The following is a 24640-nucleotide window of genomic DNA, read 5'->3' on the forward strand; positions in this document are numbered from 1 at the left end:
GGTGTTTTTGTTGCGATGCAGCATGCGCAGCCTCACAAACTGTAAAAAATCGTCAAATGTTTGGGTGCGGGTGGCGGCGTCAGTCAGCACCGGTTTGATCGGGGGCCGTGCAGCCCCACTTGTCTCCTGCTTGACCGGGGGTCTATGCCTTCGGTGGTTATGGATACCCGGTCAAGCCGGGTATGACAAAGTTATGAGCCGAATATGACAAATCTAAGCGCAAGCTATGGAAAATTTACGCGACGGGTATGACAAATCTAAGCGCAGGCTATGGCAAATTTCCCCGTTGGCTATGACGTGGTCTGGCAATTGCAGCATCTGCGCTTGGGTACCATAGGCACACACAAAATCACTTGACCCACAGGGCAAGCCACTCACCAAGGAAATGAACATGGAATGCACAGTCACTTGGACCGGCGCTGCCGGCACCCGCTCAGGCATGGGCTTTTTGGCCGAAACTGGCTCGGGCCACGTGGTGGCCATGGATGGCGCACCCGATGCGGCCAAGCCTGAAAACGGCGGACAAAACCTGGCACCCCGCCCTATGGAAATGCTGTTGGCAGGCACTGGCGGGTGTACCGCTTACGACGTCGTGCTCATCTTGAAGCGAGGTCGCCATGACGTGCGCGGCTGCAGCGTCAAAATTAGCAGCGAACGTGCCGAGGTGGACCCCAAAGTCTTCACCCGCATCAACATGCACTTCACCGTCACAGCCAAGGGCGTGCCCGCCAGCGCGGTGGAGCGGGCCATTGCCATGAGCCACGACAAATACTGCTCGGCCAGCATCATGCTGGGCAAAACCGCAGAGATCACCACCAGTTTTGAGGTGGTGGAGGCGGCTTGAATCCAGTATCCTCAAAAGCATGAGACTTTCTCCCCAATCACGAGCCATCATTCAACAGGCTGTCGCGCTTCGCTGGGGCGACTTGGCTGTGGTGCGTTTGTTTGGCTCTCGATTGGATGACTCGGCAAAGGGGGGGGACATCGACTTGCACATACAAGTTCAAGGCAAAGTTAACAACCCAATATGGGAAGCCTCATTGCTGGCAGCGCAACTGCAGAGGCAGCTGGATGGACGCAAAGTGGATGTCCGATTGCTGGACGCGACGCAGAATATTTTGTCCGTTGATACGGTGGCACTTTCAGAAGGCGTTTTGCTGACATGACCCCCAATTCACAAAGCCTGAAAGACAAACTCTCCCCAGGCGAGCGTCAACGCTTGTCTGGCCTGACGGGTAACACTGCAAACAGTCGTTTGTGGCCAGCATCGATGCCGGAGTGACCGTGACGCAACTCAAGATGTAGGCCAGAGTTTGACCGTCAAACCCGGTGTGCCACCGTCGTCATCACTTTGGCCGCCAGCGCCATCACTGATTTGACTGGGCCAGGCAGTTCCACCGACCCGGCCTTCATGGCCATCTGAGCATGGGCGATTTCGTCGGTCTTCATTTGCGCCACGATGGCACGCGATGCGCTGTCGGCTGCAGGCAACAGGTCCATGTGACTTTGCAGGTGAGCTTCCACCTGCCGTTCGGTCTCGACCACAAAGCCCAAACTCACTTTGTCACCGCCCAGTTTGCCTGCGGCGTACCCAATGGCAAAGGCACCGGCATACCAAAGCGGGTTGAGCAGCGAGGGGCGGCCCTTCAACTCAGTCAGCCGCTGCTGCGTCCAGGCCAGGTGATCGGTTTCTTCGCGGCTGGCTTCGACCAACTGGGCGCGCAAGGCCGGGTTTTGACAGGCTAGCGTTTGTCCGGTGTAAAGCGCCTGTGCACACACCTCGCCCACATGGTTCACGCGCATCAGCGCGGCAGACTCGCGGCGCTCGGCATCTGTCAGCTCCAGCTCGGAGGTGGCGGCCAATGGGGTCGGGCGGCTGGCGCGAGGTTCGGCCCACAAAGTGCGCAAAGCGCTGTCAGCGGCCAGTATCAAAGCGTGGGTGTTCATGAAGGCTAGCTTAGCAAATAGCGCCTTAACCGTGCGCTGAGGGTTTGTACTTGCTGCATTGCGGCACCACGAAGAGGGTTGTTATTTCTCATCTGATACTTTTGACAGTATCTGGAAGTTGTTGAATTCATTGATAAAAATAGAGTGAAAGTGATTCAAATAAAGGCCGCCATTCTTGGTTTGTTGCAGGGATGCAACGAAAAAGCCCTTTATTCTTTGAAATTCTTGGAAAAGAAGCGCGGCTCTGGTCGAATACACACAACCTTCCGAATTTGGAGGTTGGCTAAGCGTTCAGGCAGGTGGTCTTCACCTGGTGGATTCAAGGCTCTTTTTTAAACTTTGGAGAAACTCTCAATGAAAAAAACTCTGATTGCTCTGGCTGTTCTGACAGTTTCCGGCGCTGCTTTCGCTCAATCTACTGCCACCATCGACGGCGCTTTCCGTATTGGTTACAAGTCTGATGCAGCTTCACTCAAGTCCATCACCCCAGACCAGGGTTCCGGCAACGCGATCAACGTCAAGGTCACCGAAGATCTGGGCGGTGGCTTGAAGGCTACAGCCATGACTCAATTGCGTTTTGATGCATCTAACGGCGCATTGCGTAACGAATCTGGCGTTACTGGCGACAAAGCTGGCTTCCACTTGGCAGCTGTGGGCATTGAAGGCGGTTTCGGTGGTGTGCAATTCGGTCGCATCGGTTTCGACCAAGTGTGGGGTTTCAACCCATTCGGTTCTAACGGCGCTCACGTGAACCCCACAACATACGCTGGTGCTACACAAAACGGTCAATTCCGTTACACCAGCCCTTCTTTCAACGGCTTCAAAGCAGTTTTGGGTGGCGCTCTGAAGGCCAACACCAACAGCACTGCTGGTTCTAACGCTGACTCCACACACGTGTTGTTGACATATGCAAACGGCCCAGTGTCGGTTGCCTACGTCAGTGAAAAAGTGGTTGGTTTGGCTCCTGCTGCGCTGGCAACTAGTCCTACTGCTGCTGCGACTGCTGCTGTGGTGAATGGCGTGAAAATCAGCTCTTTCGGTGCATCTTACGACCTGGGCGTTGCCAAGTTGATGTTGATTTCTGGTAACCAGAAAGACGCCGTCAACGGTACTGAGTTGGCTAAAGGCACTTCCGTGTCCGCCAGCATCCCATTCGGTGCGTTCACTGGCAAAGTGGGCTACCTGAACGACCAACTGTCCACCAAAGACAAGACATCCGTTGGTGTTGACTACGCTTTGAGCAAGCGCACTACTTTGGAAGCCAACACTTACAAAGTCAAGGGCGATGCCAACCAGACTTACTGGGCTGGCGTTCGCCACTCCTTCTAATTTGACGCTGGCGCAAGCCAGCTGAGAGTTAAAAGACTAAAAACCCACCGTGGCAACACGGTGGGTTTTTTTACGACTGCACGCTGTGCGTTGCAGAGACGAAACAACTGCACTCAAGGGAAAACACTGGTGCAGTGTTGGTGATGTTGCTGATAAATTGATAAATGTGACAACAACACATTGGAGACACAAATGACAGCTACTAATGATCCGCAACAGCAACTTGAAGAGATGATTGCTGCTCAAAAATTACTTGAAGAACAAATCAAACAGCAACGTGAAGTTGCGCGGCAAGCAGCTTTGGAATCAATCAAGCGTTTATATGAGTCACATGCATTCGAATACAAAGATGTAAAAGACTTCATCAAATCAACTCCCGCTCGCAAGACAACGCCACGCAAAACAGCGACAAGAAAAAAGCGCAGCACATAAAGGCGTTGGAAAACAGCTCAAAGAAAAACAGCGTCACGCTTTGTGTACGCTGTTTTTTTATGTGTGCACGCAATGGTGTCAGTTGGTGCGTGGTGGTTGGTGTGCTTTGAAAAGATTTTGCTGTGCTTTTTGCAGCTTGCTGCGTGCTTTGACTTGCTGGGCTTGTTGGTTGAGTTGTTTGGCACGGTCGCGCATGGATTTGACTTGAAGCTCTGCAGCGGACAACGGCGCTGTGGTTTCGTCAATCGCTTGTTCGTGTGCAAACGGTAGCAGGGACAGAACATTTTCTGCTCCGTACTTTTCCGCGAGCAAGATTTTGGCACGCATGAAGTTATCAGCGAGTGCCACGATTCGAGCGGTGATGGTCAAGTGGTTTTGAACAACACGAACGTTGGCGATGAATAACAGTAGTGGTTGAGTAATTTCGCTGATCTTCATGCAATTATTTATCGCACTGGCACAAGTGCGGTGACTGCGCTAGCTGTGCGGTGTTGTGCTAGCGCAGTGCGTCGTGATGCGGTAGAAAATGATTGAGAAAAAATGAATGAAACAAGTGCAGCAGAGGAATGTGAAAAATCAATTGCATCGGCGCAAGTTGCAGCGATGCGGTGCACACGAAATGAGTTGGCAATTGTTGCCGCCGACCGAAAACTGACCATCTAAACCTAGGAGTGCCGACTCAAAATTGACCAGGGTGTTCAACTGGCCTGCTGAAATATTCAGCAGGAGAGATAGAAGGTGATCACCATGGAAATGATAGGTAAGGTCAGGCGCATGAAGTTGCGCGAGCAACTCTCCAACAGCGAGATTGCCAAGCGCACGGGACTGTCGCGCAACACGGTCAAAAAATGGCTCAAAGCCCCTGGCGACCAGGCTCCCAAGTACAAAAGGCAAAGCGGATTCACCAAGCTCAGCGCGTTTGAGGCGACGTTGGTGCAGGCACTCAAAGCCGATTCCCATCGACCCAAACATGCCCGGCGCAGTGCGCGGGCGCTGTTGGCGCAGTTGCAGGCGCAGGGCTATCGGGGCGGCTACAGCCGATTGACGGATTTCATTCGGGGTTGGCGCGAGCAAGAGGGCAAGGCGGCATCCAAGGCGTATGTGCCTTTGAGTTTCGAGCTGGGCGAGGCGTTTCAGTTTGACTGGAGCGAGGAAGGGTTGCTCATTGGCGGGGTGTACCACCACATGCAGGTCTCACATCTCAAGCTGTGCGCCAGCCGGGCGTTCTGGGTGGTGGCTTACCCCAGCCAGGGACACGAGATGTTGTTTGACGCGCACACCCGCAGTTTTGCGGCGCTGGGCGGTGTGGCGCGCCGGGGCATTTACGACAACATGAAGACGGCGGTGGACAAGGTCAAGAAAGGCAAAGGTCGCATCGTCAATGCCCGCTTCAATGCGCTGTGCAGCCACTACCTGTTCGAGCCGGACTTTTGCAACGTGGCCTCGGGTTGGGAGAAAGGGGTGGTGGAGAAGAACGTGCAGGACAGCCGCAGGCGTATCTGGATAGAGGCTGGCACCAAGCGGTTTGGCTCGTTTGCTGAGCTCAATGCTTGGTTGGCTGAGCGCTGCCGCTCGATCTGGGCCGAAACACCGCACCCTGAGCAAAAGCAGTTCACGCTGGCCGAGATGCTGGATTTGGAGCATGAGCACTTGATGAGCATGCCCGAGCCGTTTGATGGGTATGTGGAGAATCCGGCCCGGGTGAGCAGCACCTGTTTGGTCAATGTGGCGCGCAACAAATATTCGGTGCCGTGCGAGTGGGCTGGGCAGATGGTCAGTACAAGGCTGTATCCGGGCCGAGTCGATGTGGTGGCCCAAGACGCCATCGTGGCCAGTCACGCAAGGCTGACCAACCGGGCGCAAATCAGCTACGACTGGCAGCATTACATCGACCTGGTGCAACGCAAGCCGGGGGCGCTGAGGAATGGCACACCGTTTCTGGACTTGCCGCCTGCGCTGTTGAAGCTGCGGCAATCGCTGATGCGCCATGCTGGAGGTGACCGGGTGATGGCCCAGGTGCTGGCCGTGGTGCCGCAAGCGGGGCTGGACGCTGTATTGGTGGCGGTGGAGGTTTTGCTGGAAGGCGCCACCCCCAACGGTGGCATCAGCGTGGAGCATGTGCGCAACGTGTTGGCGCGCTTGAGCAGTCCACCGATGCCGCAGCAAGCCGAAACATCGCTGCAGCTCAGTGAGGTGCCGATGGCCAACACGGCGCGCTACGACGGCCTGCGGTCCAGCGTGGAGGTGACGCATGACTGAGTACAAGCCAACACAGCGGGACATCCAGGCCGAACTTAAAGGGCTCAGACTGAGCGGCATGGCCATGGCATGGGCGGATCTGGTGGAGCAAGGTGGCAATGCCGAGCTGCAGGCATCTCGCTGGCTGATCGAGCACTTGCTGCAAGCCGAAGCAGTCAACCGCCATATGCGATCGATTGCGCATCAAACCAAGGCCGCGCGGTTCCCGGTGCACCGGGATTTGGCGGGCTTCAACTTTGAGGCGTCACAAGTGGACCGGGCATTGGTGCACAAACTGGCCGATCTGTCGTTCACGCAGGATGCGCAAAACGTGGTGCTCATAGGGGGGCCGGGGACGGGCAAAACGCACCTGGCCACGGCGCTGGGCATCTCGGGGCTGACGCAACACGGCAAAAAGGTCAGGTTCTACTCGACGGTGGACCTGGTCAACGCGCTGGAACAAGAGAAGGCTCAAGGCAAGGCAGGTCGGCTTGCGTTGAGTTTGTCGCGCATGGACTTGGTGGTACTCGATGAGTTGGGGTATTTGCCGTTCAGCCAAGCCGGAGGGGCACTGCTGTTTCACTTGCTGTCCAAGCTGTATGAACGGGTGAGCGTGCTGATCACGACGAACCTGACGTTTGCCGAATGGTCTAGCGTGTTTGGGGATGCCAAGATGACGACGGCGCTGCTGGACCGGTTGACGCACCACTGCCACATTGTGGAAACGGGCAATGAGTCCTACCGATTCAGGCACAGCTCCAATGAGGCGAGGGGCCGAATTAAAGCCAGGGAGCAGGCAAGAAAAGCGGAGAGAAAGGGGATGCGGGACGACAATTAAACTTATAGTTATCCACAGCCAGCGGAGATAAAAGCTGGCTCAAGCCCCTGGTCAAAATTCAATCGGCACAGGTGGTCAATATTGGATCGGCGTCAACAAGCCCATCCGCATCACGCCTATCTGTTTGCCAACCAGCGCGCCAACCGCATGAAGGTGCTCGTGCATGACGGGGTCGGCGTATGGCTGGCAGCGCGCAGGTTGAACACCGGTAAATTCGTTTGGGGCGATGCTCGGCTGTCGCCCCGGTTGCCGATGAACGCAGCGCAGTTGAACGCATTGGCGCTTGGTTTGCCTTGGCAACGCATGGGTGATGCGGGCGTGATCACGGTTTTGTGATCATCGACCCTGGTCTTTGAGTTGTTCAATTGGGGCATCCTCGGATACCCAACACCGGCAGTGTTGGGCACACTTCTACCCCATGAACAGCGCACCGCCCGCACTTGCAGACTTGAACGCAGATGAGCTGCGTGAGATGGTCACGGGTTTGCTGCAAAAGGTGGCGAGCAACACCGAAAAAATCAAAGCTGATGCGGCGCAAATTCAATTCAAGCAAGCCCTGATCGACAAGCTGACCTACGAGAATGCCGTTCTCAAGCGCCTGAAGTTTGGCCTCAAGAGCGAGCGGATGAACGCCGAGCAGCGCAGCTTGCTCGATGAAACACTGGACGCCGATTTGCAGGCTGTGGCCGATGAGATCGCACTGGCTGTGCCTGAGTCTGCTGCGGCTCAAGAAAAAAGAACGCCTAAGCGCCAGGCCTTGCCCGCTGAGTTGCCGCGCCAGACCTTTGCCCACGAGCCCGAGTCCACTGTGTGCACAGCCCCCGGCTGCGGCAGCCAGATGAAGCGCATTGGTGAGGACGTGTCCGAGAAGTTGGACTATGTGCCCGGCGTGTTTTGCGTGCACCGTCATGTGCGTGGCAAATGGGCCTGCGCTTGCTGCCAAACTTTGGTGCAGGTGCCGGTCGAGCCACACGTCATCGACAAAGGCATCCCCACACCGGGTTTGCTGGCCCAGGTGCTGGTGAACAAGTTTGCCGACCACCTGCCGCTGTACCGCCAGGAAGCGATCTTTGGGCGCGCGGGTGTGGCGCTGTCCCGCTCGACACTTGCCCAATGGGTGGGCAGCTGCGGGGTGGAGCTGCAACCGTTGGTGGACGCTTTGAAGCGAGACATTCTGAGCCGAAGCGTGGTCCACGCCGATGAAACCCCGGTGCAAATGCTCAAACCGGGCAAAGGCAAAACGCACCGAGCGTATTTGTGGGCGTATGCAGCCGGAGCGCATGAAGACATCAAAGCTGTGGTGTACGACTTTTGCGAAAGCCGAGCGGGGGCGAACGCCAAAGCGTTCTTGGATGAATGGCGAGGATCATTGGTGGTCGATGACTTCAGTGGCTACAAGCAACTCATGGGCGATGCATCGGGTCAGATCACCGAGGTCGGCTGCTGGGCGCACGCCCGGCGCAAGTTCCATGACTTGCAGCTGGCCAACCAAAGCCAGATTGCCGAGCAAGCCGTCAGGCAAATGGCGCAAATCTATGCGGTGGAGCGGGAGGTCAAAGATCTCAGTTGCGAAGAGCGACTGGGAATACGGCAAGACAAAAGCCAGCCGTTGGTGCAGACCTTGTACGAGTGGCTGGTGCTCAACCGGCAAAAGGTGCCCGAAGGTTCGGCCACGGCCAAAGCGATCGACTACAGCCTGCGGCGCTGGAGGGCGTTGACACGTTTCCTGGAAGACGGTCAATTGCCGGTGGACAACAACTGGATCGAGAACCAAATCAGGCCGATCGCGATTGGCAGGAACAATTGGTTGTTTGCGGGCTCGCTGCGTGCTGGCCAAAGGGCGGCGGCGGTGATGAGTTTGATTCAGTCGGCCAAACTGAATGGACACGACCCGCATGCGTACTTGAAAGATGTGCTGACGAGGCTGCCGATGCACATGAACAACCGAATAGATGAGTTGCTGCCGCACCGGTGGTCGGCGGGATAGTGTGTACGTGTCCACGATCTTGGCGTGGACACGTATCTGCTAAGCGGGCGGGAAAATCAAAAAACCAGATGGGATGGCCGGACGCTTACCGCAAACTGGCAGACTGCGCTAGCAGTTGTTCATAAAAGTCACGTGCAAAGCTTTGTGCCATGCGCAGGCTTTGCGTTTGTGTGCTGCGTCTGTGTGTACGTCCCGCAATCCAGCAGCGCACTTGCCAAAACTTGCTGGCAGCTATTTTGAACACTGATAGTTTGCGTGGATAACCTGGCACTGGTGTGATGGTCGCAGGAATGGGCACTGTGCGCTCACGTGCTTGAGTGCGCAGCACTGGGTCGTTGGCTGCGGCTGCGGTAAAAACGGTATGCATCACTCAAGCGTACTGTTGTACATCGCAAATGCAACCGCGCACAAAAACGGTTGGTGCGTTTTACAGGCGCAGTCTTGCCGTGTTGTTGCCGTGCTGCACCGTGCGTATCCACGTTGATAAAAAGACATGCAGCACACTCGCAAGTTGTAGACCTGCAGGTTTGCAACAAGCGTCACTTTTAGGTTGGAAAAACCTTGGCGTGCTCTTGTAAACTTTTCGGATGCTCTAAGGAAAAATTAAGCTTTTGTTGCTCTGGCTGTTGTGGCCGCTTCGGGCGCTGCTTTCGCTCAATCTTCTGTGTCTTTGACAGGTAAGCTGCGTTTTGCTTACGGCGATGCCAAGACTTCTGCTGGTGTTAAGACAACTGGTGTTGGTGTTACCGACGGTGACTGGAACATCGCTGCTGTGGAAGACTTGGGCGGTGGCTTGAAGGCCGGCGCTAACATGGCCCTGCGTTTGCGCGGCCGTGATGTTGCCGTTGATGGCGCTCAAAGCAACGGCGCACGTCCACGTGACTCCAGCATGTACCTGACAGGTGGTTTCGGTACTGTGACTGTTGGCGCAGTTGAAGCCGGCAACGGCATTCTGGGCTTGGTCACTGCTGGCGGCCCAACATACATCGGCTTGGATAACGGCGTGCAATTGGCCGCTGCTTCCAACGTTGACTTGCTGCAATACACATCGCCTGCAATGAACGGTTTCTCCGTGAAAGCCCTGATGATCGACTCGGTCGGCGCTGGCGGTGCTCAAGCTACTTCTACATCCCAAGACGCTACCGTGGTTGGTTTGAACTACGCCAACGGCCCTCTGTCTGCTGCTATTGACATGACCAACTACGGTTTGAACTCTTTGACAGCTGGTGCTGACAGCCGTACACGCATGAGCGCTAACTACAACCTGGGCGTTGCCATTGTGGGCGCTGGCTACCAGACTGCCAAGACAACAGCCGGCATCAAGAAAAACGAAACCGCTGTTAGCGTGTCTGCTCCTTTCGGCGCATTCAACGTTGGCATGATCTACGCTACCAGCAAGACTGATGGCGTTGCCGGCAACAACACGGGTTATGACTTCGCTGTTCAGTACAACCTGAGCAAGCGCACTTACGTGGCTTTGCAAGGTCAGTCCGCCAAGACAGCTAACGTTGCTGGTACTAACACCAACACACGCGTTCAGTTGGCTCACTCCTTCTAATCCCCCGCTGGCGCAAGCCAGTTGAGGTTTAAAAGACTAAAAAACCCACCGTGGCAACACGGTGGGTTTTTTTATGGCTTGCGCTGCGTTCAGGTGGGTTTTTGTCATTCAGCCGACATGTCTGCAGATCACAATCTGGCCATTGTTTTTGACATTTTTGTACCCCATGACCTTGCCTCATTTTTCTCGCCGCCAGTGGCTGGCTTCGGCTGCAGCCGGCAGTTTTGTGCACGCACTGGGTGCGCAAGCGGCCACTTACCCTGATAAAACGGTGCGCATCGTGGTGCCATTTGCCGCAGGCGCGGGCACCGATGCCATGGGGCGTTTGTTGGCGCAGAAGTTGGGCGATTTGTGGGGTGCCAGCGTGGTGGTCGAGAACCGCACCGGTGCTTCGGGGGCGATTGGCACCCAGCATGTGGCGCAAAGCCCGGCTGACGGGCACACGCTTTTGCTGGTCGCGGCACCTTTTACCACCGTGCCTGCGGTGTTGCCCAACGCGGGCTATGACCCGGTGGCCAGTTTTGCGCCGATCAGCATGGTGGCCCAAGGGCCTTTGATGTGGGCTTGCAACAAGGATTTGCCTTTCAACACGCTGGCCGAATTGGTGGCCTATGCCCAAACCCGACCTGGGCAGCTCAATTACGGCTCTGCGGGCGCAGGTGGCATCAACCACTTGGTGCTGGAGCAGCTGAAGGCGAAAAAAGGGGTGTCGATCGTGCACATTCCTTACCGCGGCATCGCCCCCGCCACACTGGACATGATCGGCGGACAAATCCACTTGCTCACAGGCACGATCCCGGCCTTGGCCCCTTTTGTGCGCGATGGCCGCATCAAGCCCTTGGCGGTGACCACCGCGCAGCGTCACCCGTCTTTACCGCAAGTGCCGGGACTGGCCGAGCAGGGTTTGGCCGATTTGAGTGCCTTGAATTACTTTGGTTTGGTGGCGCCCAAAGGCACGCCCGCCGATGTGGTGGAGCGTTTGGGTCAGGCGATTGGCCGCATCACGGCCATGCCCGATGTGCAAGCGCGTTTCAAGGCCGATGCCCTGGAACCCGCCCCGCAAGGTGTGGCGCACATGGACAGGTTCATTCGCAGCGATTTGGATGGCTGGAAGAAAGTGGTGCGCCAGCAAGGCATCCAGATGGACGCCATTTAAGCGGCCGTTGGTTTGGGTGAAAGACGCTTTGGCTGTTGGCTGTTGGCTGTTGGCCGTTGGCTGTTGAAGTTTGGTGACTGGTTTTCAACTGCGCTGAACGGCGGTCGCCCAAGCGGCCAGTTTGGCCTCGGCTTGGTCTCGGCTCCATTGCGGCTCGAAAACACGTTCGGTGGCCAGCCGCTCGCGCAGCTCACCCGGTTCGCTGAACACGCCTTGCTGTAGTCCTGCCAGCAAAGCCGCCCCCAGGGCGGTGGTTTCGGTGGTTTGAGGCCTGACCACGGGCAAGCCCATCAGGTCGGCTTGCATTTGCATCAGCAAGTTGTTGCTGCAGGCACCCCCGTCCACGCGCAGGGCCTTGACTTGCAGGTGCGGCAGGTGTTTGGCGTCTTGTTGCATGGCGTGCAGCAGCACGGTGCTTTGCAGTGCAATGCTTTCGAGCGCAGCGCGGGCAATGTGGGCCACACCGCTGCCACGGGTCAAGCCCTGAATGCTGCCGCGTGCATGGGGCAGCCAATAGGGCGCACCCAAACCGGCAAATGCCGGCACAAGCACCACGCCATCGCTGTCGTTCACGCTTGCGGCCAGCGCTTCCACGTCACTGCTGTGCGTGATGGCTTTGAGGCCGTCGCGCAGCCATTGCACCACCGCACCGCCCATGAACACGCTGCCTTCCAGGGCGTATCCGGGCGCGGCATTGGGCTGCAGCTGCGCGGCGCAGGTGGTGATGAGGCCACTGTGACTGTGCAGTGCGGCGTGCCCGGTGTGCATGAGCATGAAGCAGCCCGTGCCGTAGGTGTTTTTGACCTCGCCTGCTTGCAAGCAAGCTTGTCCCAGCAAGGCCGATTGTTGGTCGCCCGCCACGCCGCCAATGACCGGCCCCAGCCCAGGCCCAAGCAAGCCGGTTTGCACCCGACCAAAATCGGCCACAGAGGCATGCACCTCGGGCAACACGGCCCGAGGGATGCCGAACAAATCGAGCAATTCATCGTCCCATTGCCCGGTATGGATGTTCAGCAGCAAGGTGCGACTGGCGTTGCTGATGTCGGTGCGGTGGCTTTGACCCCCCGTCAATTGCCAAATCAGCCAGGTGTCTACGGTGCCAAAAGCCAGTTCACCGGCTTGTGCTTGTGCACGGGCACCAGGAATGTGGTCGAGCAACCAGCGCAGTTTGGTGGCCGAGAAATAGGCGTCGAGGCGCAAGCCGGTGCGCTGCTGAATGAGTGGCTCCACCCCTTGTTCGCGCCATTGCTGGCACAGTGCTTCGGTGCGCCGGTCTTGCCAGACGATGGCGTTGTGCAGTGGCACGCCGGTCTGGCGGTTCCACAGCAGGGTGGTTTCGCGCTGGTTGGTGATGCCCACGCCCCGGATGTCGGCGGCCGTCAAGTTGCATTGGGCGAGCACCTTTTGCGCTGTGTCGCGTTGGCTGTGCCAAAGACTCAAGGGGTCGTGTTCTACCCAGCCAGGTTGAGGGTAAATTTGCGGGAATTCTTGTTGCGCCGTGCCGACGATGTGGCCGTGGTCGTTGAAAACAATGGCCCGGGAGCTGGAGGTGCCCTGGTCGAGTGCGAGCAAATAAGTGGGCTGTGTCATGGTTTGTCAGTTGGGGGTGTCTGAAGACATGTCTTTGGCGGGCGCCACGACGCAGCGAACGGCTTGATCGCGCAAGAGGCTCTCGAAATCTGGGGCGAGAGGCGCGTCGGTGAACAAGGTGTGCAGCACTTTGAGCGGTGCCATCTCGATCATGGCTGCACGGCCAAATTTGCTGTGGTCGGCCACCAGCCAAACCTGGCGAGATTGCTCGACGATGGCCCGCGCCACCATGACTTCGCGCATGTCGAAGTCGCGCAGGGTGCCATCGGCATCGATGCCGCTGATGCCGATCAGGCCGATGTCCACCTTGAATTGGCGGATGAACGACAGCGCCGCTTCGCCCACCACGCCCAGGTCTTCGTGGCGCACCGTGCCGCCGGCCATGAGCACTTCGCACTGGGGATTGGCCGTCAAGGTGCGGGCCACATGCAAATTGTTGGTGATCACCCGCAGATCGGCATGGTGCAGCAGTTCGCTGGCCACGGCTTCGACGGTGGTGCCAATGTTCATGAACAAGCTGGCACCCGGCGGGATGGCTGCCGCCACGGTGCGTGCAATGCGCTGCTTGGCCTCGGCATGGGTGCGCTGGCGCTGGGTGTAAGTGGTGTTGCGGGTGCTGCTGTCAATGGCGCGCACGCCACCATGAAACCGTTCCATGGCCCCCGTTTCTGTCAGTCGCTGGACATCACGGCGGATGGTTTGCAGTGTGGTGCCGAATTGGGCTGCCAAAGCCTCGGTTTTGAGGCTGCCATGCTCGCGCACATGGTGCAGCATGGCTTGTTGTCTGGGATTGAGTGCCATGGTCATGGCCCTGTTGTAACCGGTTTTTGATGTTGCAAAACTAGGGATTCCGAGCATATTTGATCATTTGCTTTTGTTATATAACCCTTAAAAGAAAATAAACGAACATAAATAATCATATTTCGCGCTCCATTATGTTTCGACCTGATCTTTCAGACTGGACCCAGGCACCCTGCGATGTGCTGGTGATCGGTGGCGGTGCCACTGGTCTGGGTGTGGCCGTGCAGGCGGCACTGGAGGGGCGACGCGTGGCGCTGGTCGAGGCGCGCGACTTTGCCTGTGGCACGTCGTCACGTTCGACCAAGTTGTTGCACGGCGGGGTGCGCTATTTGGCGCAGGGGCGTTTCAAGCTGGTGCGGGAGGCTTTGCGCGAACGGGCCATTGTGTTGGGCCTGGCTCCCCATTTGGCCCAGCCCTTGCCGTTTGTGGTGCACGAGCGGCGCTGGCTGTCTTGGGCCATCACGGCTTTGGGGCTCAAGCTGTACCAGTGGCTGGCAGGCCGCTTGAGTTTGGGGGCCACCGAGGCCATCAGCCAGCGCAGCTTGTGTGACCTTGGTTTGGCATTGCCCGGCACGGTGGCCGGGGTGCGTTATTGGGATGGTCAATTTGAGGATGCCCGGCTGGCATTGGCCTTGGCCCGGACCGCACAGGCCGCAGGTGCCCGGGTGCGCAACCACACCCGTGTGGTCGCACTGAAGCAGCACGAGAAAGATTGGGAAGTCACGCTGCAAGATGCCCTGAATGGTCAGCAAATCACCTTGCGGGCGCATTGCGTGGTCAATGCCACTGGCGTTTGGGTCGATGGCTTGCGGCAGCTGGCTTTGTCTGCAGGGCCGCAGACAGCGGTGCCAAAGACATCGGCACAAACAACATCGGCTTCGTCATCGTCATCGCGTTCATCGGCACTGCAGGGCCTGGTCAAGCCGAGCCAAGGCGTGCACCTGGTGGTGGACCGTGCGCGTTTGCCGCTGAACGAGGCGGTGCTGGTGCCGCGAACCACCGATGGGCGTGTGCTGTTTGCAGTGCCTTGGTTGGGGGCCACGGTGATCGGTACGACCGACACCCCCCGTGACGACGCCCCGCTGGAGCCGCGGCCCATGGCCGAGGAGTTGGCCTTTTTGTGGGGTGAGACAGCACGCGCCTTGGGCGTTCGCTTGCAGGCACACGATGTGAAAAGTGTCTGGGTGGGCTTGCGCCCTTTGGTCGACAACGGACATGGCCAGCAGGGGCAAACGGCGCAAATGTCACGCGAACATCTGATCGCCCGCGAAGCGCCTGGCTTTGTGACCGTGACCGGCGGCAAATGGACGACTTACCGCAGCATGGCGCAAGAGGTGTTGAGCACTTTGGTGGCCTGTGGCGATTTGCCGAAGGCCCGGTGTGTGGCCCACACCGAAAGCCACACTTTGTTTGGTGCGCCTGCTGCCGGTGCGCTGCCCACCAGTTTGCGTGAAGCGCCAGGTGCGCATTTGCTGGGGTCTGAGGCGGCAAAGGTGTTGAATGTGCCCGGCAGCGATGAGTTGCTCGGCTTGGGTTTGACAGCGGCGATGGTGCGCTACTGTGCGCGTTCGGAGTGGGCTATCACGGTCGAGGACATGCTGGCCAGGCGCTGGCGTGTGTTGTTTCTCGATGCCCGCTTGGCCGAGCAGATGGCCCCGCGTGTGGCCGAGTTGTTGCAGCAAGAAACGGGCATCGACCCGGCGTTGCCCGCGTTTTTGGCTTTGTGCCGGCAATACCAGCTGAGTCCGGCAGACTTGGCTGGCTTATGAATGTGATGGAGGTATTTTTGTGAGCACCGATACGATTTCCAATGTGCGCTACGGCATCATCGGCTGCGGCATGATGGGGCAAGAACATCTGCGCAACATCGCCCTGTTGCCCGGTGCCTCGGTGACCCGGATATTTGAACCCGATGACGCGATGGCCGCTGCCAGTCTGGCGCTGGCTCACGGCAGCCAGCGTGCCGCGAGTCTGGCCGAGGTGGTCACTGCGCCCGATGTGGATTGTTTGCTGGTGGCCAGCCCCAATTTCAGGCACGCACAGCAGTTGGCCGAGATCGCCGCATTGCGCCCCTTACCCGTCCTGCTTGAGAAGCCTGCTTGCACCTCATTGGATGAGTTGCGCGAGCTGGCCTTGTTGGGGCACGCTTATGCCGCGCCGATCTGGGTGGCGATGGAATACCGCTACATGCCGCCTGTGGCCCGCTTGACCGAAGAAGCCCACAGCCAGCAAAACACCGGGCCGCTCGCCATGCTGTCCATTCGCGAGCACCGCTTTCCCTTCCTGGTCAAGGTGGGCGACTGGAACCGTTTTAACCGTTACACCGGGGGCACGCTGGTCGAAAAATGCTGCCACTTTTTTGACCTCATGCGGCATGTGCTGCGCAGCGAACCGGTGCGGGTGTATGCGTCCGCTTCGGTGGCGCACAACCACCTGGACGAGCGTTATGCCGATGGCGTGCCCGATATTCTGGACAACGCTTATGTGGTCGTGGACTTTGCCAACGGCCAGCGTGCTTTGCTGGAGCTGTGCATGTTCGCCGAGGGCGCGCGTTACCAGGAAGAAATTTCGGTGGTGGGATCGCGTGGCAAGGCCGAGTGCTTTGTGCCGGGACCAGGCCGTTTTTGGCCAGCCCATCTGGGCGAGCCGCCAGTGCCCAAGGTGGTGATCAGCCCCCGTGACCCCAAGGGTCCGCGCGAGCTGGATGTGCCGGTTGACCCTGTGGCCTTGGCCGCAGGAGACCACAACGGCTCCACGTTTTACCAGCACCAGCGCTTCAATGCGGTGGTGCGTGGCGTGGGCCAGGTCGAGGTTGGTTTGAAAGATGGCCTGGCCGCTGTGCTGATGGGTCTGGCCGCACAAGAGTCGGCACGCACGGGCCAAGCCATTGACCTGACTCAGGGCGCTTATGCGCTGAGTCAAATTTAAAGCGATGCCCGCTGTGCCGTTTGCATCAGCCCAGAACTTCGCGCACAAAATGCGCGGCCTTTTGCCAGTCGGCAGCGGTCATGGCGTGCCCGCCTGTTCGCCCATGCCATTGCAATCGGCGAGGGTGCCCTTGCCAATGCGGGCCAAGCACTTCGGCCATGTGCCGGGTGCCTTCGGGGTTGGCCCACAGGTCATCGCTGGCCTGGAGCAGACACACGCCACGCGGAGCGATGTGTTCCAGCAAAAAGCGGGGGGCATCGATGGCCATAAGGTGCTCGCGCACAGCCGCTTGCTGGGTGTCCGGGCCCAGCCAGTGGGGGAATTGGCTCGCCAGTTGGCTCAGGCTTTCGGCGCTGGGCGGGGTGATGGCCAAAGACGCTGCGCCGGCGGTGCCACTGTTGTGAGCGATGACGGCGTCGATGCGGTCATCAAGGGCCGTGGCCAGCAAGGCGGCTTTGCCACCTCTGGAATGGCCTGCCACGGCGATGCCGGACATTCGGCCGTCGTTGATCTGCCGCAAGGCATCTACACAGAATTGCAGGCCCCAAGCCCAGACCGCCAGACACCCGCTGCTCAGGTGTGGCCAGTGTTCAAAGACCGGACCTTCGCGCTGCGCGGTGTCATTGTCAAAAGCCAGTTCGGTGCGGTTGAACCAGGCCAACGCAGTCTCTTGTTGCAGTGTGGCCGAGACGGCGTCGTTGCCCAAAACATGCGGCCAGCAAGCATCGGGACTGAGCAGCACCGGGCAGCGCTTGGCGTGGCGGGGCCAAATCAGCGTCAAGGTCCAGCTGATCCAAGCAGGCCCGCCGACACTGACGCGCCACAACTGCAACTCGCGGTCGGTTTGCAAGAGCCGGTGCATGCGCTGCGTTTGCACAACCCCGTCATGCGGCACGAAGCCCCCAAACAGGGTCTCGAGAGCTGCGAGGTGTGGCGTCGCATGCGGCGAAGGGAGAGTCGATTCATTCAGCATTCGTGTAAACGATAAGCGTGTTTCAGCGTCATTGAACTATATTCATTTCATCACTAAACGAGGAGTCAACCATGAAATCTGTTTTTATTCGTCCCCTGGCTTTGGCCGCAGGTTTGTCCGCTTTGGCGGGTTTTGCCCATGCAGGAGAGATCCGCGTCATGTGCTACCAGGACGGCGTGGAGTGCGAGGTCACCGCCGAGCTGGCCAAGCGCTTTGAGGCCCAAAATCCCGGCACCAAGGTGGTCATTGACACCGTGCCCTACAAAACCATTGTGGAGCAGTTGCCGGTGCAGTTGGCCGCAGGTCAGGGCCCGGACATTGCGCGTGTGACCGATCTGGGTGGCCTGTCCAAGTACTACATGGACATTTCTGCACACCTCAAAAACCGCAAATACTGGGATGACAACTTTGGCGCTACCGCCCCTTGGCTGCGCCCCAGCGCAAGCGACAAAGGCATTTACGGCTTCATGTCGCAATTGACCATGACCGGCCCGTTCGTGAACAAGACCTTGTTTGAACAAGCCAAAGTGCCCATGCCCGGTGCCAAGGCCACTTGGGACGACTGGATGGAGGCCAGCCGCAAAGTGGCCAAGGCCACCCAACTCAAGGCCGCTGCGGCCTGGGACCGTTCGGGCCACCGTTTTGCAGGCCCTGCCATCAGCTACGGTGCCAAAATCTTTGATGCCCAGGGCAACCCCGTCATCGATGCCGGTTACAAAAACACGGTCAACAAATTTGTCGCATGGCACAAAGACGGCGGCATGATGCGCGAAGTTTGGGCCGGCACAGGGGGTTCGACCTACGCTTCGTCGATCGATGAGTTCATCAACGGCAACGTGGCCATGGTGCTGGCTGGCAGCTGGCAGATCGGCAACCTGCAAAACAAAGTGGGCAGTAATTTTGACTGGGTCGCGGTGCCCAACCCTTGCGGTCCAGCTGCATGCTCGGGCATCCCCGGTGGCGCGGCTTGGGTGGCCTTGAAAACCAGCAAGTCACCCAAAGAAGTGGGTGCCTTCATGGACTTCATGGCGTCTGAGGCAGCCTATGCCGAGTTCAGTGCCCGCACCAACAACATTCCCGCACACGCCGGTCTGGCCAAAAAAGGCGTGGACTACGCCAGCGCCAAGCCTGCAGCCAAAGCCGCTTTGGGCGTGTTCAGTGCGGGTGTGGCGCAACTCGCGCCAGTGGCCTATCAATTCCAGGGCTACAAGTTCAACCGCGCCATCATGTTGCCCACGGTCAGCCGTGTGACGCAGGCGATTGTGGGCGAGATGAGCACGGACGAGGCGGTCAACAAGATCACCTCTGACATGCAAGACGCCGTCAAGCAAGCCCAGAAGTAAGTCTGGGCTGAGTTTGGCAACGCAGGTGTGGGCATGGAAATGCCCACACCGCTTCCCCATTGGTTTGCAGATCGCCCCGCTTTGACGGCGGGGTGAGGTTTTTTCATGAGATTTCTCGCCTTCTTTTTCAATTTGCTGGAACCTTTTTTCAGGTTCGGGCAGCAGCGCTTGGGTCTGCAGCGGCTGGGGTGGCTGTTTGTCGCGCCCAACCTGATCGTGTTTGGCTTGTTTTGCTTTTTGCCAATCCTGATCAACCTGATCTACGCGGTGACGGGCGGCGTGCAGTTGATGCCCTTGAGCCGCCCGTACACGGGGGCTGAGAATTTTCAGATTTTGTTTGAATGCGGCAACTACCTCGACTTGTCGACTTGCCGCAAAGACGTCTTTTGGCGTGCAATTTTCAACACCGTGAAGTTCAGTTTCATCCAGGTGGGCTTGATGGTCTTGCTGGCCATGGTCACGGCGCTGGTGCTCAACCGCAAAATCTTGGGGCGGGGGTTTTGGCGTGGGGTGTTTTTCTACCCGGTCTTGCTGTCACCCGTGGTGGTGGCATTGATCTGGAAATGGTTGTTGCAAAGCCAAGGCGCGTTCAATGCTGGCTTGGTGGCGCTGGAGATGTCGCCCGTGCAGTGGTTGACCGAATCGGGTTGGGCTTTTTTCTGGACCGTGTTTGTGTCGATCTGGGCGCACATGGGTTTTTACACCCTGATTTTGCTGGCCGGACTGCAGGCCATTCCGAAAGACTTGTACGAGGCCGCTGAGATGGACCGCGCCAGCCCTTGGCGCACCTTGACCCGCATCACTTTGCCTTTGTTGATGCCCAACCTGATCGTGGTGTTGGTGCTGGCCGCCATCCGCGCGGTGCAGGTTTTTGACGAGGTGTTTGTCTTGACCGGTGGCGGCCCGGGATCGGCCACCACGTTCATTGTCCAGTTCATCTACCAGACCGGATTTGCGGAGCAAATCCATTTGTACGGTTTGGCTGCGGCAGCTTCATTGGCGCTGGCGTTTTTCTTGATTGTGTTGACTTTGGCGCAGTTGCGTCTGACGCGGGCCAGCGAAGCTGGTCAGAAGGGGCGCTGAGATGGGCTGGATGAATTTTCTGTTGCGTACACGAGGGCGTCAGCGTCTGGATTGGACCGACGTGCTCAGTTACACCTACCTCGTGGTGGGTTTGTTCACCATGTTCGCGCCGGTGGTCTGGCTGGTCATGTCCTCGTTCAAGACCGAGGCGGCGATTGGGCAATTTCCGCCCACGTTCATGCCTTACACACAAAAAACAGTGGTGGTTGCGGGGCATGACAAACCCTTGCCGCTGTTTACCGTGACGCTGGACGATGGCCGGAAACGCGAAATGGCCCAGGTTCAGCGCATGGGCATCATGGCCACCATGGTGGACCCTGCGGCACCTGAAGAGCGGGTGCAGGTCAACATCCGTCAGCGCGAACCGGTCAATACCTTGAAGTTCGCCTGGGGCAACTACACCGAGTTGTTTGGCAAGTTCACCTTTGGCACTTACCTGTGGAACAGCGTGTTCATCACGGTGGTGGCCACGGTGCTGACCTTGCTCTTCAATTCCATGGCCGCGTTTGCCTTGTCCAAATACAAGTTTCGCGGGCAAAAGGGGGTGTTTTTCCTCATCATCGCCACGCTGATGATTCCGCCCACCATCATTTTGGTGCCGGTGTTTTTGGTCATCAACCATGTCGGCTTGCTCAACAGTTTGTGGGGCGTGATCTTGCCGGCGGTGGCCACGCCCACCGGGGTCTTTTTGCTCCGGCAGTACATGCTGACCATTCCGGACGAGCTGATCGAGGCGGCCCGCATGGACCACGCCAGCGAGTGGCGCATTTATTGGCGCATCGTGTTGCCCTTGTCGGCACCCGCGCTGGCGGTGCTGGCTATTTTCTCGGTCATGTGGCGCTGGAACGATTTCTTGCTGCCCTTGATCGTTTTGTCCAAAAACGAGTTTTTTACTTTGCAACTGGCGCTCAACTCGTTCCAGGGTGAGCTCAACACCCAGTGGCACTACCTGTTGGCCATGACGGTCATCACCTTGTTGCCCGTCACCTTGGTGTTTGCTTTCCTTCAACGTTACATCACCACCGGCATTGCAGGTGCCGGGGTGAAGTGAGCGGTTTGTTTTTATATTTTTGTCAGGTAGTCGATCGTGTCCACTCTTGAATTGCGTGCCCTTTATAAAAAGTTTGACCAAACCTCGGTGATCCACGGCGTGGATTTGCAGGTGGCCCACGGCGAGTTTGTGGTCTTTGTCGGCCCCTCCGGGTGCGGTAAATCCACGCTTTTGCGCATGATCGCCGGGCTGGATTCGCCCACCGATGGTGATTTGCTGATCGACGGTCAGCGTGTCAACGACGTCGGGGCCGCCGAGCGTGGCTGTGCCATGGTGTTCCAGTCGTATGCGCTGTATCCGCACATGACGGTGTATGACAACATGGCCTTTGGCCTTGAAAACGCCAAGGTGCCGCGTGCGGAAATTGAGCGCAAGGTGCATGAGGCGGCCAGTTTGCTCAGGCTGGATTCCTTGCTGCAGCGACGGCCAACCCAGCTGTCGGGCGGTCAGCGTCAGCGGGTGGCGATTGGCCGCGCCATTGTGCGCAACCCCAAGATTTTCCTGTTCGACGAACCGCTGTCCAACCTGGATGCCGAGTTGCGTGTGTCCATGCGCAGCGAGTTGCGTGAGCTGCATCAGCGCTTGGGCGCCACCATGGTTTATGTGACGCATGACCAGGTGGAGGCCATGACCATGGCCGACAAGATTGTGGTGTTGCGGGCCGGTCTGGTGGAGCAGGTGGGCACCCCAGTGGCCCTGTATGAAAAACCTTGCAATACCTTTGTGGCCGGTTTCATTGGCAGCCCGCGCATGAACTTCGTGCCTGCTGCCTTGGTTCGCGCCTGCCCTGCTTTGGCAGCGTGGGTGCCATCGCAGGCGCATCAAGTGGGCATTCGCCCCGAGCATTGGCTGGCTTGCGGGCCAGGTGAGGGTTTGTCCATGACTGTGCGCCACGCCGAGTACATGGGCGCCCAACGCTTGGTGCATGCCGAGCTGCAAGACCAGACTCGGGTGGAGCTGTTGGTCGATGGCGAGCACGCGCTGTCGGCGGGGCAGACCATTCACATGCGTGTGGCCGAACACCATTTGCATGTCTTTGACGCACAAGACCAGCGCATTGAAAGGGCGGCTGTATGAAACCCGTTGCCACTTCTGGCTGGAAAGCCCACCCTGGCGCACCCGAGGCCGATGCGGTCGCTGCGCTCACCCCGGGTGGTCAACTGCGCTTGGTGTTTTTGTCAGACACCCTGGCGCGTGTGAGCTGGCAACCTGCACAAGATTACAAAGAACCTCGAACCTGGGCCATTGCCCCGGTCGCAGGCGAAGATGTGGCCTGGCAAGGCCGAGAGCGCGCCAGTTTGGCGGGTTTTGCGCGGCCCCAGCTGACGGCGGCTGCGAACGGCCAAGGTCTGCAGACCGGCAAGCTGGCGGTGCACTGGACAGGCGGCAACGGAGACCCGGTGCGTCTGGAATGGTCGCAGCCCGGCAGCGGCAAGGTTTTTCAGTCCGACCGTGTGACCAGTGCGTATTTGAGCGAGAAGCGCACAGGGCTGGTGCGCCACTGTGTGGTGCGCGATCCGCGCGAGCATTACTTTGGACTGGGCGACAAGACCGGGCCGCTGAACTTGCATGGCCGACGTTTGCGTTGTTTGGGCCAGGACTCGATCGGGTATGACCCGGAGCGTGGCGACCCTCTGTACAAGCATTGGCCATTTTTGATGACCCGAACGGTCGACGGTTTGTGGGTCGGTATTTATTACGACACCTTGTCCGCTTGCACATTCGATCTGGGCTGCGAGCACGACAACTACCACGGCTTGTTTCGCACCACCGAAATTGACGATGGCGATCTGGACTATTACCTGATGGTGGGTGAGACACCGGCACAGGTGGTGGCGCAATTTGTGCAGCTGGTTGGCGGCACCTTGCTGCCACCCCGCTGGACCTTGGGCTTTGCCCAGACCGCCATGGGCTTGGCCGATTCGCCTAATGCACAAGAGTTGCTGGAGTCGTTTGTCGACGAGTGTCAGCAGCATGGCGTGCCGATCTCGTCTTTCCACTATGGCTCAGGTTATTCGAGTCGGGGCAAGCAACGCTATGTGTTCACCTGGAACACCAGCAAGTTCCCGGATCCTGAACGGGTCAACGCCAAATTTCATGCCGCCGGCATGAAGCTGGTGGCCAACCTCAAGCCATGCTTGCTGGACGACCATCCGGCCTATGCCGACTTGGCCAAGCAAGGTGCATTCATCGAGCACGAAGACACGCGCCAGCCTGTGGTCGAGCCTTATTGGGATGGCCAGGGTTCGCACCTGGACTTCACCCGCACACAGGCCATTCAGTGGTGGCAGTCACAGCTCAAGGCGCAGATTTTGCAACGCGGCATTGACGTGGGCTGGAACGACAACAACGAATACGCCATTCAGGCCGAAGACGCTTTCAGCGCAGGCCTGGGGCAAACCATTCCCATGCACCGCAGCCGCCCTTTGCACGGTTTGCTGATGACGCGTGCCACCTTTGAGTCGCAACAAGCCCATGCCCGCGAAACCGGGCAAGATGATTTGGTCTTCACCATCACCCGTGCGGGGCCTCCAGGCCTGCAGCGCTATGCCCAAACCTGGTCTGGTGACAACACCACCAGCTGGGCCAGTTTGAAGTGGAACATCCGCACCGGCTTGCAAATGAGCCTGTCGGGCATGTTCAATATCGGGCATGACGTGGGTGGTTTTTATGGGCCGATCCCTGATCCTGAATTATTCCTGCGCTGGGTGCAGGCGTGTAGCCTGAACCCACGCATGGTGATGAATTCATGGAAAGAGGGCAATGTCAGCAATTTGCCCTGGATGCACCCGGAGGTCACGGAGGCGGTCACCCAGGCCATCCGATTGCGCTACCGGCTGTTGCCCTACATGTGGCAGTGCTTTGAAGCGGCCAGCCAAAAGCACGAGCCCATCATTCGGCCCACGTTTTTCAATTTCCCGAACGATGCGCGTTGCCTGCAGGACTGTGACGATTTCATGTTGGGCGATGCCTTGCTGGTGGCACCCGTCGTGGAGCAAGGCGCCACGCAACGCCGGGTCTACTTGCCCCAGCTGCCGCCGGGCGAAAGCTGGTTTGATTTTTACACCCGCGCCCCCTTGGCGGCGGGCACCGAACACTGCGTCAGTTCGCCCTTGAACCACTTGCCGCTGTTCGCCCGCTCTGGTGCGCAGATTCCTGTGGCGAATGCCTCAGCCGGGGCTTTGCCCAGGTTCGATGATCCTGTCTCGGAAACGCTGGCTTTCTGACACCCCTGAACTCGACCACCCAAGGCAAGGTGGTCGAGGCTGAATCTGAGTTGCCCCCAATGCAGCGTCTGTCGAATGTGACCGACCGCGCTGGCGCTTGCCTGTGCAACGCCTTCCCTTTGCTTGAATACCTCTGACGCCTTGTTTGATTTTTTTGCT

The 24640-nt window shown here is 58.4% G+C and carries 23 protein-coding genes; 17 read left to right on the forward strand and 6 right to left on the reverse strand.

Going from position 1 to position 24640, the window contains the following annotated elements:
* The first annotated feature begins 391 nt into the window (after window positions 1-391).
* Together ACZ5RG_RS01260 and ACZ5RG_RS01265 are read left to right on the forward strand one after the other, a co-directional pair.
* Window positions 392-844, forward strand: a complete 453-nt coding sequence (locus ACZ5RG_RS01260; protein WP_298596861.1) for an OsmC family protein — start codon at window positions 392-394, stop codon at window positions 842-844.
* A 19-nt stretch (window positions 845-863) separates the two neighbouring features.
* On the forward strand, window positions 864-1166 hold the full coding sequence (locus tag ACZ5RG_RS01265) for a nucleotidyltransferase domain-containing protein (protein ID WP_298596858.1): 303 nt from the start codon (window positions 864-866) through the stop codon (window positions 1164-1166).
* 154 nt (window positions 1167-1320) lie between these two features.
* On the opposite strand, the gene coq7 is transcribed toward ACZ5RG_RS01265, so the two are convergent.
* Window positions 1321-1947: a 2-polyprenyl-3-methyl-6-methoxy-1,4-benzoquinone monooxygenase gene (coq7, locus tag ACZ5RG_RS01270; RefSeq protein WP_298596852.1), complete on the reverse strand. Its 627-nt coding sequence runs from the start codon at window positions 1945-1947 to the stop codon at window positions 1321-1323.
* 354 nt (window positions 1948-2301) lie between these two features.
* On the opposite strand from coq7, the gene ACZ5RG_RS01275 reads away from it, so the two are divergent.
* Window positions 2302-3276 carry a porin gene (locus ACZ5RG_RS01275; protein ID WP_464447592.1) on the forward strand — a complete coding sequence of 325 codons (975 nt, stop codon included), beginning with the start codon at window positions 2302-2304 and terminating at the stop codon, window positions 3274-3276.
* Between the two features lie 192 nt (window positions 3277-3468).
* Window positions 3469-3708 (forward strand): hypothetical protein, encoded by a 240-nt coding sequence (locus tag ACZ5RG_RS01280; RefSeq protein WP_108313431.1) that lies wholly within the window; start codon window positions 3469-3471, stop codon window positions 3706-3708.
* Between the two features lie 78 nt (window positions 3709-3786).
* Here the strand turns inward: ACZ5RG_RS01280 and ACZ5RG_RS01285 are convergent, their stop codons facing one another.
* A complete protein-coding gene (locus tag ACZ5RG_RS01285) occupies window positions 3787-4146 on the reverse strand; it encodes a hypothetical protein (protein WP_464447593.1) in 360 nt (119 codons plus the stop codon).
* A 309-nt stretch (window positions 4147-4455) separates the two neighbouring features.
* Here ACZ5RG_RS01285 and istA point away from each other — a divergent pair, with 309 nt between their 5' ends.
* The 4 genes from istA to tnpC all read left to right on the forward strand — a co-directional run bounded on the left by istA (window position 4456) and on the right by tnpC (window position 8771).
* Entirely contained in the window at window positions 4456-5967 is a 1512-nt protein-coding gene (gene istA / locus ACZ5RG_RS01290) for an IS21 family transposase (protein ID WP_298596769.1), read from the forward strand.
* Window positions 5960-6784, forward strand: a complete 825-nt coding sequence (gene istB / locus ACZ5RG_RS01295) for an IS21-like element helper ATPase IstB (RefSeq protein WP_464446705.1) — start codon at window positions 5960-5962, stop codon at window positions 6782-6784. The genes istA and istB overlap by 8 nt, the downstream gene beginning before the upstream one ends.
* An 81-nt stretch (window positions 6785-6865) precedes the next feature.
* Entirely contained in the window at window positions 6866-7120 is a 255-nt protein-coding gene (gene tnpB / locus ACZ5RG_RS01300; RefSeq protein WP_464447594.1) for an IS66 family insertion sequence element accessory protein TnpB, read from the forward strand.
* A gap of 82 nt (window positions 7121-7202) precedes the next feature.
* Window positions 7203-8771: an IS66 family transposase gene (gene tnpC, locus ACZ5RG_RS01305; protein ID WP_464447595.1), complete on the forward strand. Its 1569-nt coding sequence runs from the start codon at window positions 7203-7205 to the stop codon at window positions 8769-8771.
* An 85-nt stretch (window positions 8772-8856) separates the two neighbouring features.
* Here the strand turns inward: tnpC and ACZ5RG_RS01310 are convergent, their stop codons facing one another.
* Window positions 8857-9138: a hypothetical protein gene (locus ACZ5RG_RS01310; RefSeq protein WP_464447596.1), complete on the reverse strand. Its 282-nt coding sequence runs from the start codon at window positions 9136-9138 to the stop codon at window positions 8857-8859.
* 261 nt (window positions 9139-9399) lie between these two features.
* On the opposite strand from ACZ5RG_RS01310, the gene ACZ5RG_RS01315 reads away from it, so the two are divergent.
* Together ACZ5RG_RS01315 and ACZ5RG_RS01320 are read left to right on the forward strand one after the other, a co-directional pair.
* Entirely contained in the window at window positions 9400-10329 is a 930-nt protein-coding gene (locus tag ACZ5RG_RS01315; protein ID WP_464447597.1) for a porin, read from the forward strand.
* A 166-nt stretch (window positions 10330-10495) separates the two neighbouring features.
* Complete coding sequence (locus tag ACZ5RG_RS01320; protein ID WP_464447598.1) at window positions 10496-11485, forward strand: Bug family tripartite tricarboxylate transporter substrate binding protein; 990 nt, start codon at window positions 10496-10498, stop codon at window positions 11483-11485.
* A gap of 84 nt (window positions 11486-11569) precedes the next feature.
* Here the strand turns inward: ACZ5RG_RS01320 and glpK are convergent, their stop codons facing one another.
* Window positions 11570-13075, reverse strand: a complete 1506-nt coding sequence (gene glpK, locus ACZ5RG_RS01325; RefSeq protein ID WP_464447599.1) for a glycerol kinase GlpK — start codon at window positions 13073-13075, stop codon at window positions 11570-11572.
* A 6-nt stretch (window positions 13076-13081) separates the two neighbouring features.
* The gene (locus ACZ5RG_RS01330; protein ID WP_312260550.1) at window positions 13082-13876 is read right to left on the reverse strand and encodes a DeoR/GlpR family DNA-binding transcription regulator; all 795 of its coding nucleotides are present in this window, start codon (window positions 13874-13876) and stop codon (window positions 13082-13084) included.
* Between the two features lie 134 nt (window positions 13877-14010).
* Between ACZ5RG_RS01330 and ACZ5RG_RS01335 the strand changes: the two genes are divergently transcribed.
* Both ACZ5RG_RS01335 and ACZ5RG_RS01340 read left to right on the forward strand, forming a co-directional pair.
* The gene (locus ACZ5RG_RS01335; RefSeq protein ID WP_464447600.1) at window positions 14011-15645 is read left to right on the forward strand and encodes a glycerol-3-phosphate dehydrogenase/oxidase; all 1635 of its coding nucleotides are present in this window, start codon (window positions 14011-14013) and stop codon (window positions 15643-15645) included.
* A 19-nt stretch (window positions 15646-15664) separates the two neighbouring features.
* The gene (locus ACZ5RG_RS01340) at window positions 15665-16804 is read left to right on the forward strand and encodes a Gfo/Idh/MocA family protein (RefSeq protein WP_298598169.1); all 1140 of its coding nucleotides are present in this window, start codon (window positions 15665-15667) and stop codon (window positions 16802-16804) included.
* A gap of 25 nt (window positions 16805-16829) precedes the next feature.
* Here ACZ5RG_RS01340 and ACZ5RG_RS01345 read toward each other — a convergent pair whose 3' ends face one another.
* Window positions 16830-17666, reverse strand: a complete 837-nt coding sequence (locus ACZ5RG_RS01345) for an alpha/beta hydrolase family protein (RefSeq protein ID WP_464447601.1) — start codon at window positions 17664-17666, stop codon at window positions 16830-16832.
* Between the two features lie 182 nt (window positions 17667-17848).
* On the opposite strand from ACZ5RG_RS01345, the gene ACZ5RG_RS01350 reads away from it, so the two are divergent.
* The 5 genes from ACZ5RG_RS01350 (at window position 17849) to ACZ5RG_RS01370 (ending at window position 24481) form a co-directional block, all read left to right on the forward strand.
* Window positions 17849-19120, forward strand: a complete 1272-nt coding sequence (locus ACZ5RG_RS01350) for an ABC transporter substrate-binding protein (RefSeq protein WP_298598174.1) — start codon at window positions 17849-17851, stop codon at window positions 19118-19120.
* Window positions 19121-19225: 105 nt separating this feature from the next.
* Window positions 19226-20203 carry a carbohydrate ABC transporter permease gene (locus tag ACZ5RG_RS01355; protein WP_298598178.1) on the forward strand — a complete coding sequence of 326 codons (978 nt, stop codon included), beginning with the start codon at window positions 19226-19228 and terminating at the stop codon, window positions 20201-20203.
* Window positions 20204-20213: 10 nt separating this feature from the next.
* Window positions 20214-21254 carry a carbohydrate ABC transporter permease gene (locus ACZ5RG_RS01360; RefSeq protein WP_298598182.1) on the forward strand — a complete coding sequence of 347 codons (1041 nt, stop codon included), beginning with the start codon at window positions 20214-20216 and terminating at the stop codon, window positions 21252-21254.
* A 36-nt stretch (window positions 21255-21290) separates the two neighbouring features.
* Entirely contained in the window at window positions 21291-22331 is a 1041-nt protein-coding gene (locus ACZ5RG_RS01365; RefSeq protein WP_315235177.1) for an ABC transporter ATP-binding protein, read from the forward strand.
* The gene (locus ACZ5RG_RS01370; RefSeq protein WP_464447602.1) at window positions 22328-24481 is read left to right on the forward strand and encodes a glycoside hydrolase family 31 protein; all 2154 of its coding nucleotides are present in this window, start codon (window positions 22328-22330) and stop codon (window positions 24479-24481) included. Before ACZ5RG_RS01365 ends, ACZ5RG_RS01370 begins: the two co-directional genes overlap by 4 nt.
* Window positions 24482-24640 lie beyond the last annotated feature (159 nt).

It is taken from the genome of Limnohabitans sp. TEGF005 (genome assembly GCF_055394835.1).

Excerpts from the sequence above, each read along its gene's own strand:
- ACZ5RG_RS01260 (WP_298596861.1), top strand. The coding sequence starts at position 392 with ATGGAATGCACAGTCACTTGGACCGGCGCTGCCGGCACCCGCTCAGGC.
- ACZ5RG_RS01265 (WP_298596858.1), top strand. The coding sequence starts at position 864 with ATGAGACTTTCTCCCCAATCACGAGCCATCATTCAACAGGCTGTCGCG.
- coq7 (WP_298596852.1), bottom strand. The coding sequence starts at position 1,947 with ATGAACACCCACGCTTTGATACTGGCCGCTGACAGCGCTTTGCGCACT.
- ACZ5RG_RS01275 (WP_464447592.1), top strand. The coding sequence starts at position 2,302 with ATGAAAAAAACTCTGATTGCTCTGGCTGTTCTGACAGTTTCCGGCGCT.
- ACZ5RG_RS01280 (WP_108313431.1), top strand. The coding sequence starts at position 3,469 with ATGACAGCTACTAATGATCCGCAACAGCAACTTGAAGAGATGATTGCT.
- ACZ5RG_RS01285 (WP_464447593.1), bottom strand. The coding sequence starts at position 4,146 with ATGAAGATCAGCGAAATTACTCAACCACTACTGTTATTCATCGCCAAC.
- istA (WP_298596769.1), top strand. The coding sequence starts at position 4,456 with ATGGAAATGATAGGTAAGGTCAGGCGCATGAAGTTGCGCGAGCAACTC.
- istB (WP_464446705.1), top strand. The coding sequence starts at position 5,960 with ATGACTGAGTACAAGCCAACACAGCGGGACATCCAGGCCGAACTTAAA.
- tnpC (WP_464447595.1), top strand. The coding sequence starts at position 7,203 with ATGAACAGCGCACCGCCCGCACTTGCAGACTTGAACGCAGATGAGCTG.
- ACZ5RG_RS01310 (WP_464447596.1), bottom strand. The coding sequence starts at position 9,138 with ATGCATACCGTTTTTACCGCAGCCGCAGCCAACGACCCAGTGCTGCGC.
- ACZ5RG_RS01320 (WP_464447598.1), top strand. The coding sequence starts at position 10,496 with ATGACCTTGCCTCATTTTTCTCGCCGCCAGTGGCTGGCTTCGGCTGCA.
- glpK (WP_464447599.1), bottom strand. The coding sequence starts at position 13,075 with ATGACACAGCCCACTTATTTGCTCGCACTCGACCAGGGCACCTCCAGC.
- ACZ5RG_RS01330 (WP_312260550.1), bottom strand. The coding sequence starts at position 13,876 with ATGGCACTCAATCCCAGACAACAAGCCATGCTGCACCATGTGCGCGAG.
- ACZ5RG_RS01335 (WP_464447600.1), top strand. The coding sequence starts at position 14,011 with ATGTTTCGACCTGATCTTTCAGACTGGACCCAGGCACCCTGCGATGTG.
- ACZ5RG_RS01345 (WP_464447601.1), bottom strand. The coding sequence starts at position 17,666 with ATGCACCGGCTCTTGCAAACCGACCGCGAGTTGCAGTTGTGGCGCGTC.
- ACZ5RG_RS01350 (WP_298598174.1), top strand. The coding sequence starts at position 17,849 with ATGAAATCTGTTTTTATTCGTCCCCTGGCTTTGGCCGCAGGTTTGTCC.
- ACZ5RG_RS01355 (WP_298598178.1), top strand. The coding sequence starts at position 19,226 with ATGAGATTTCTCGCCTTCTTTTTCAATTTGCTGGAACCTTTTTTCAGG.
- ACZ5RG_RS01360 (WP_298598182.1), top strand. The coding sequence starts at position 20,214 with ATGAATTTTCTGTTGCGTACACGAGGGCGTCAGCGTCTGGATTGGACC.
- ACZ5RG_RS01370 (WP_464447602.1), top strand. The coding sequence starts at position 22,328 with ATGAAACCCGTTGCCACTTCTGGCTGGAAAGCCCACCCTGGCGCACCC.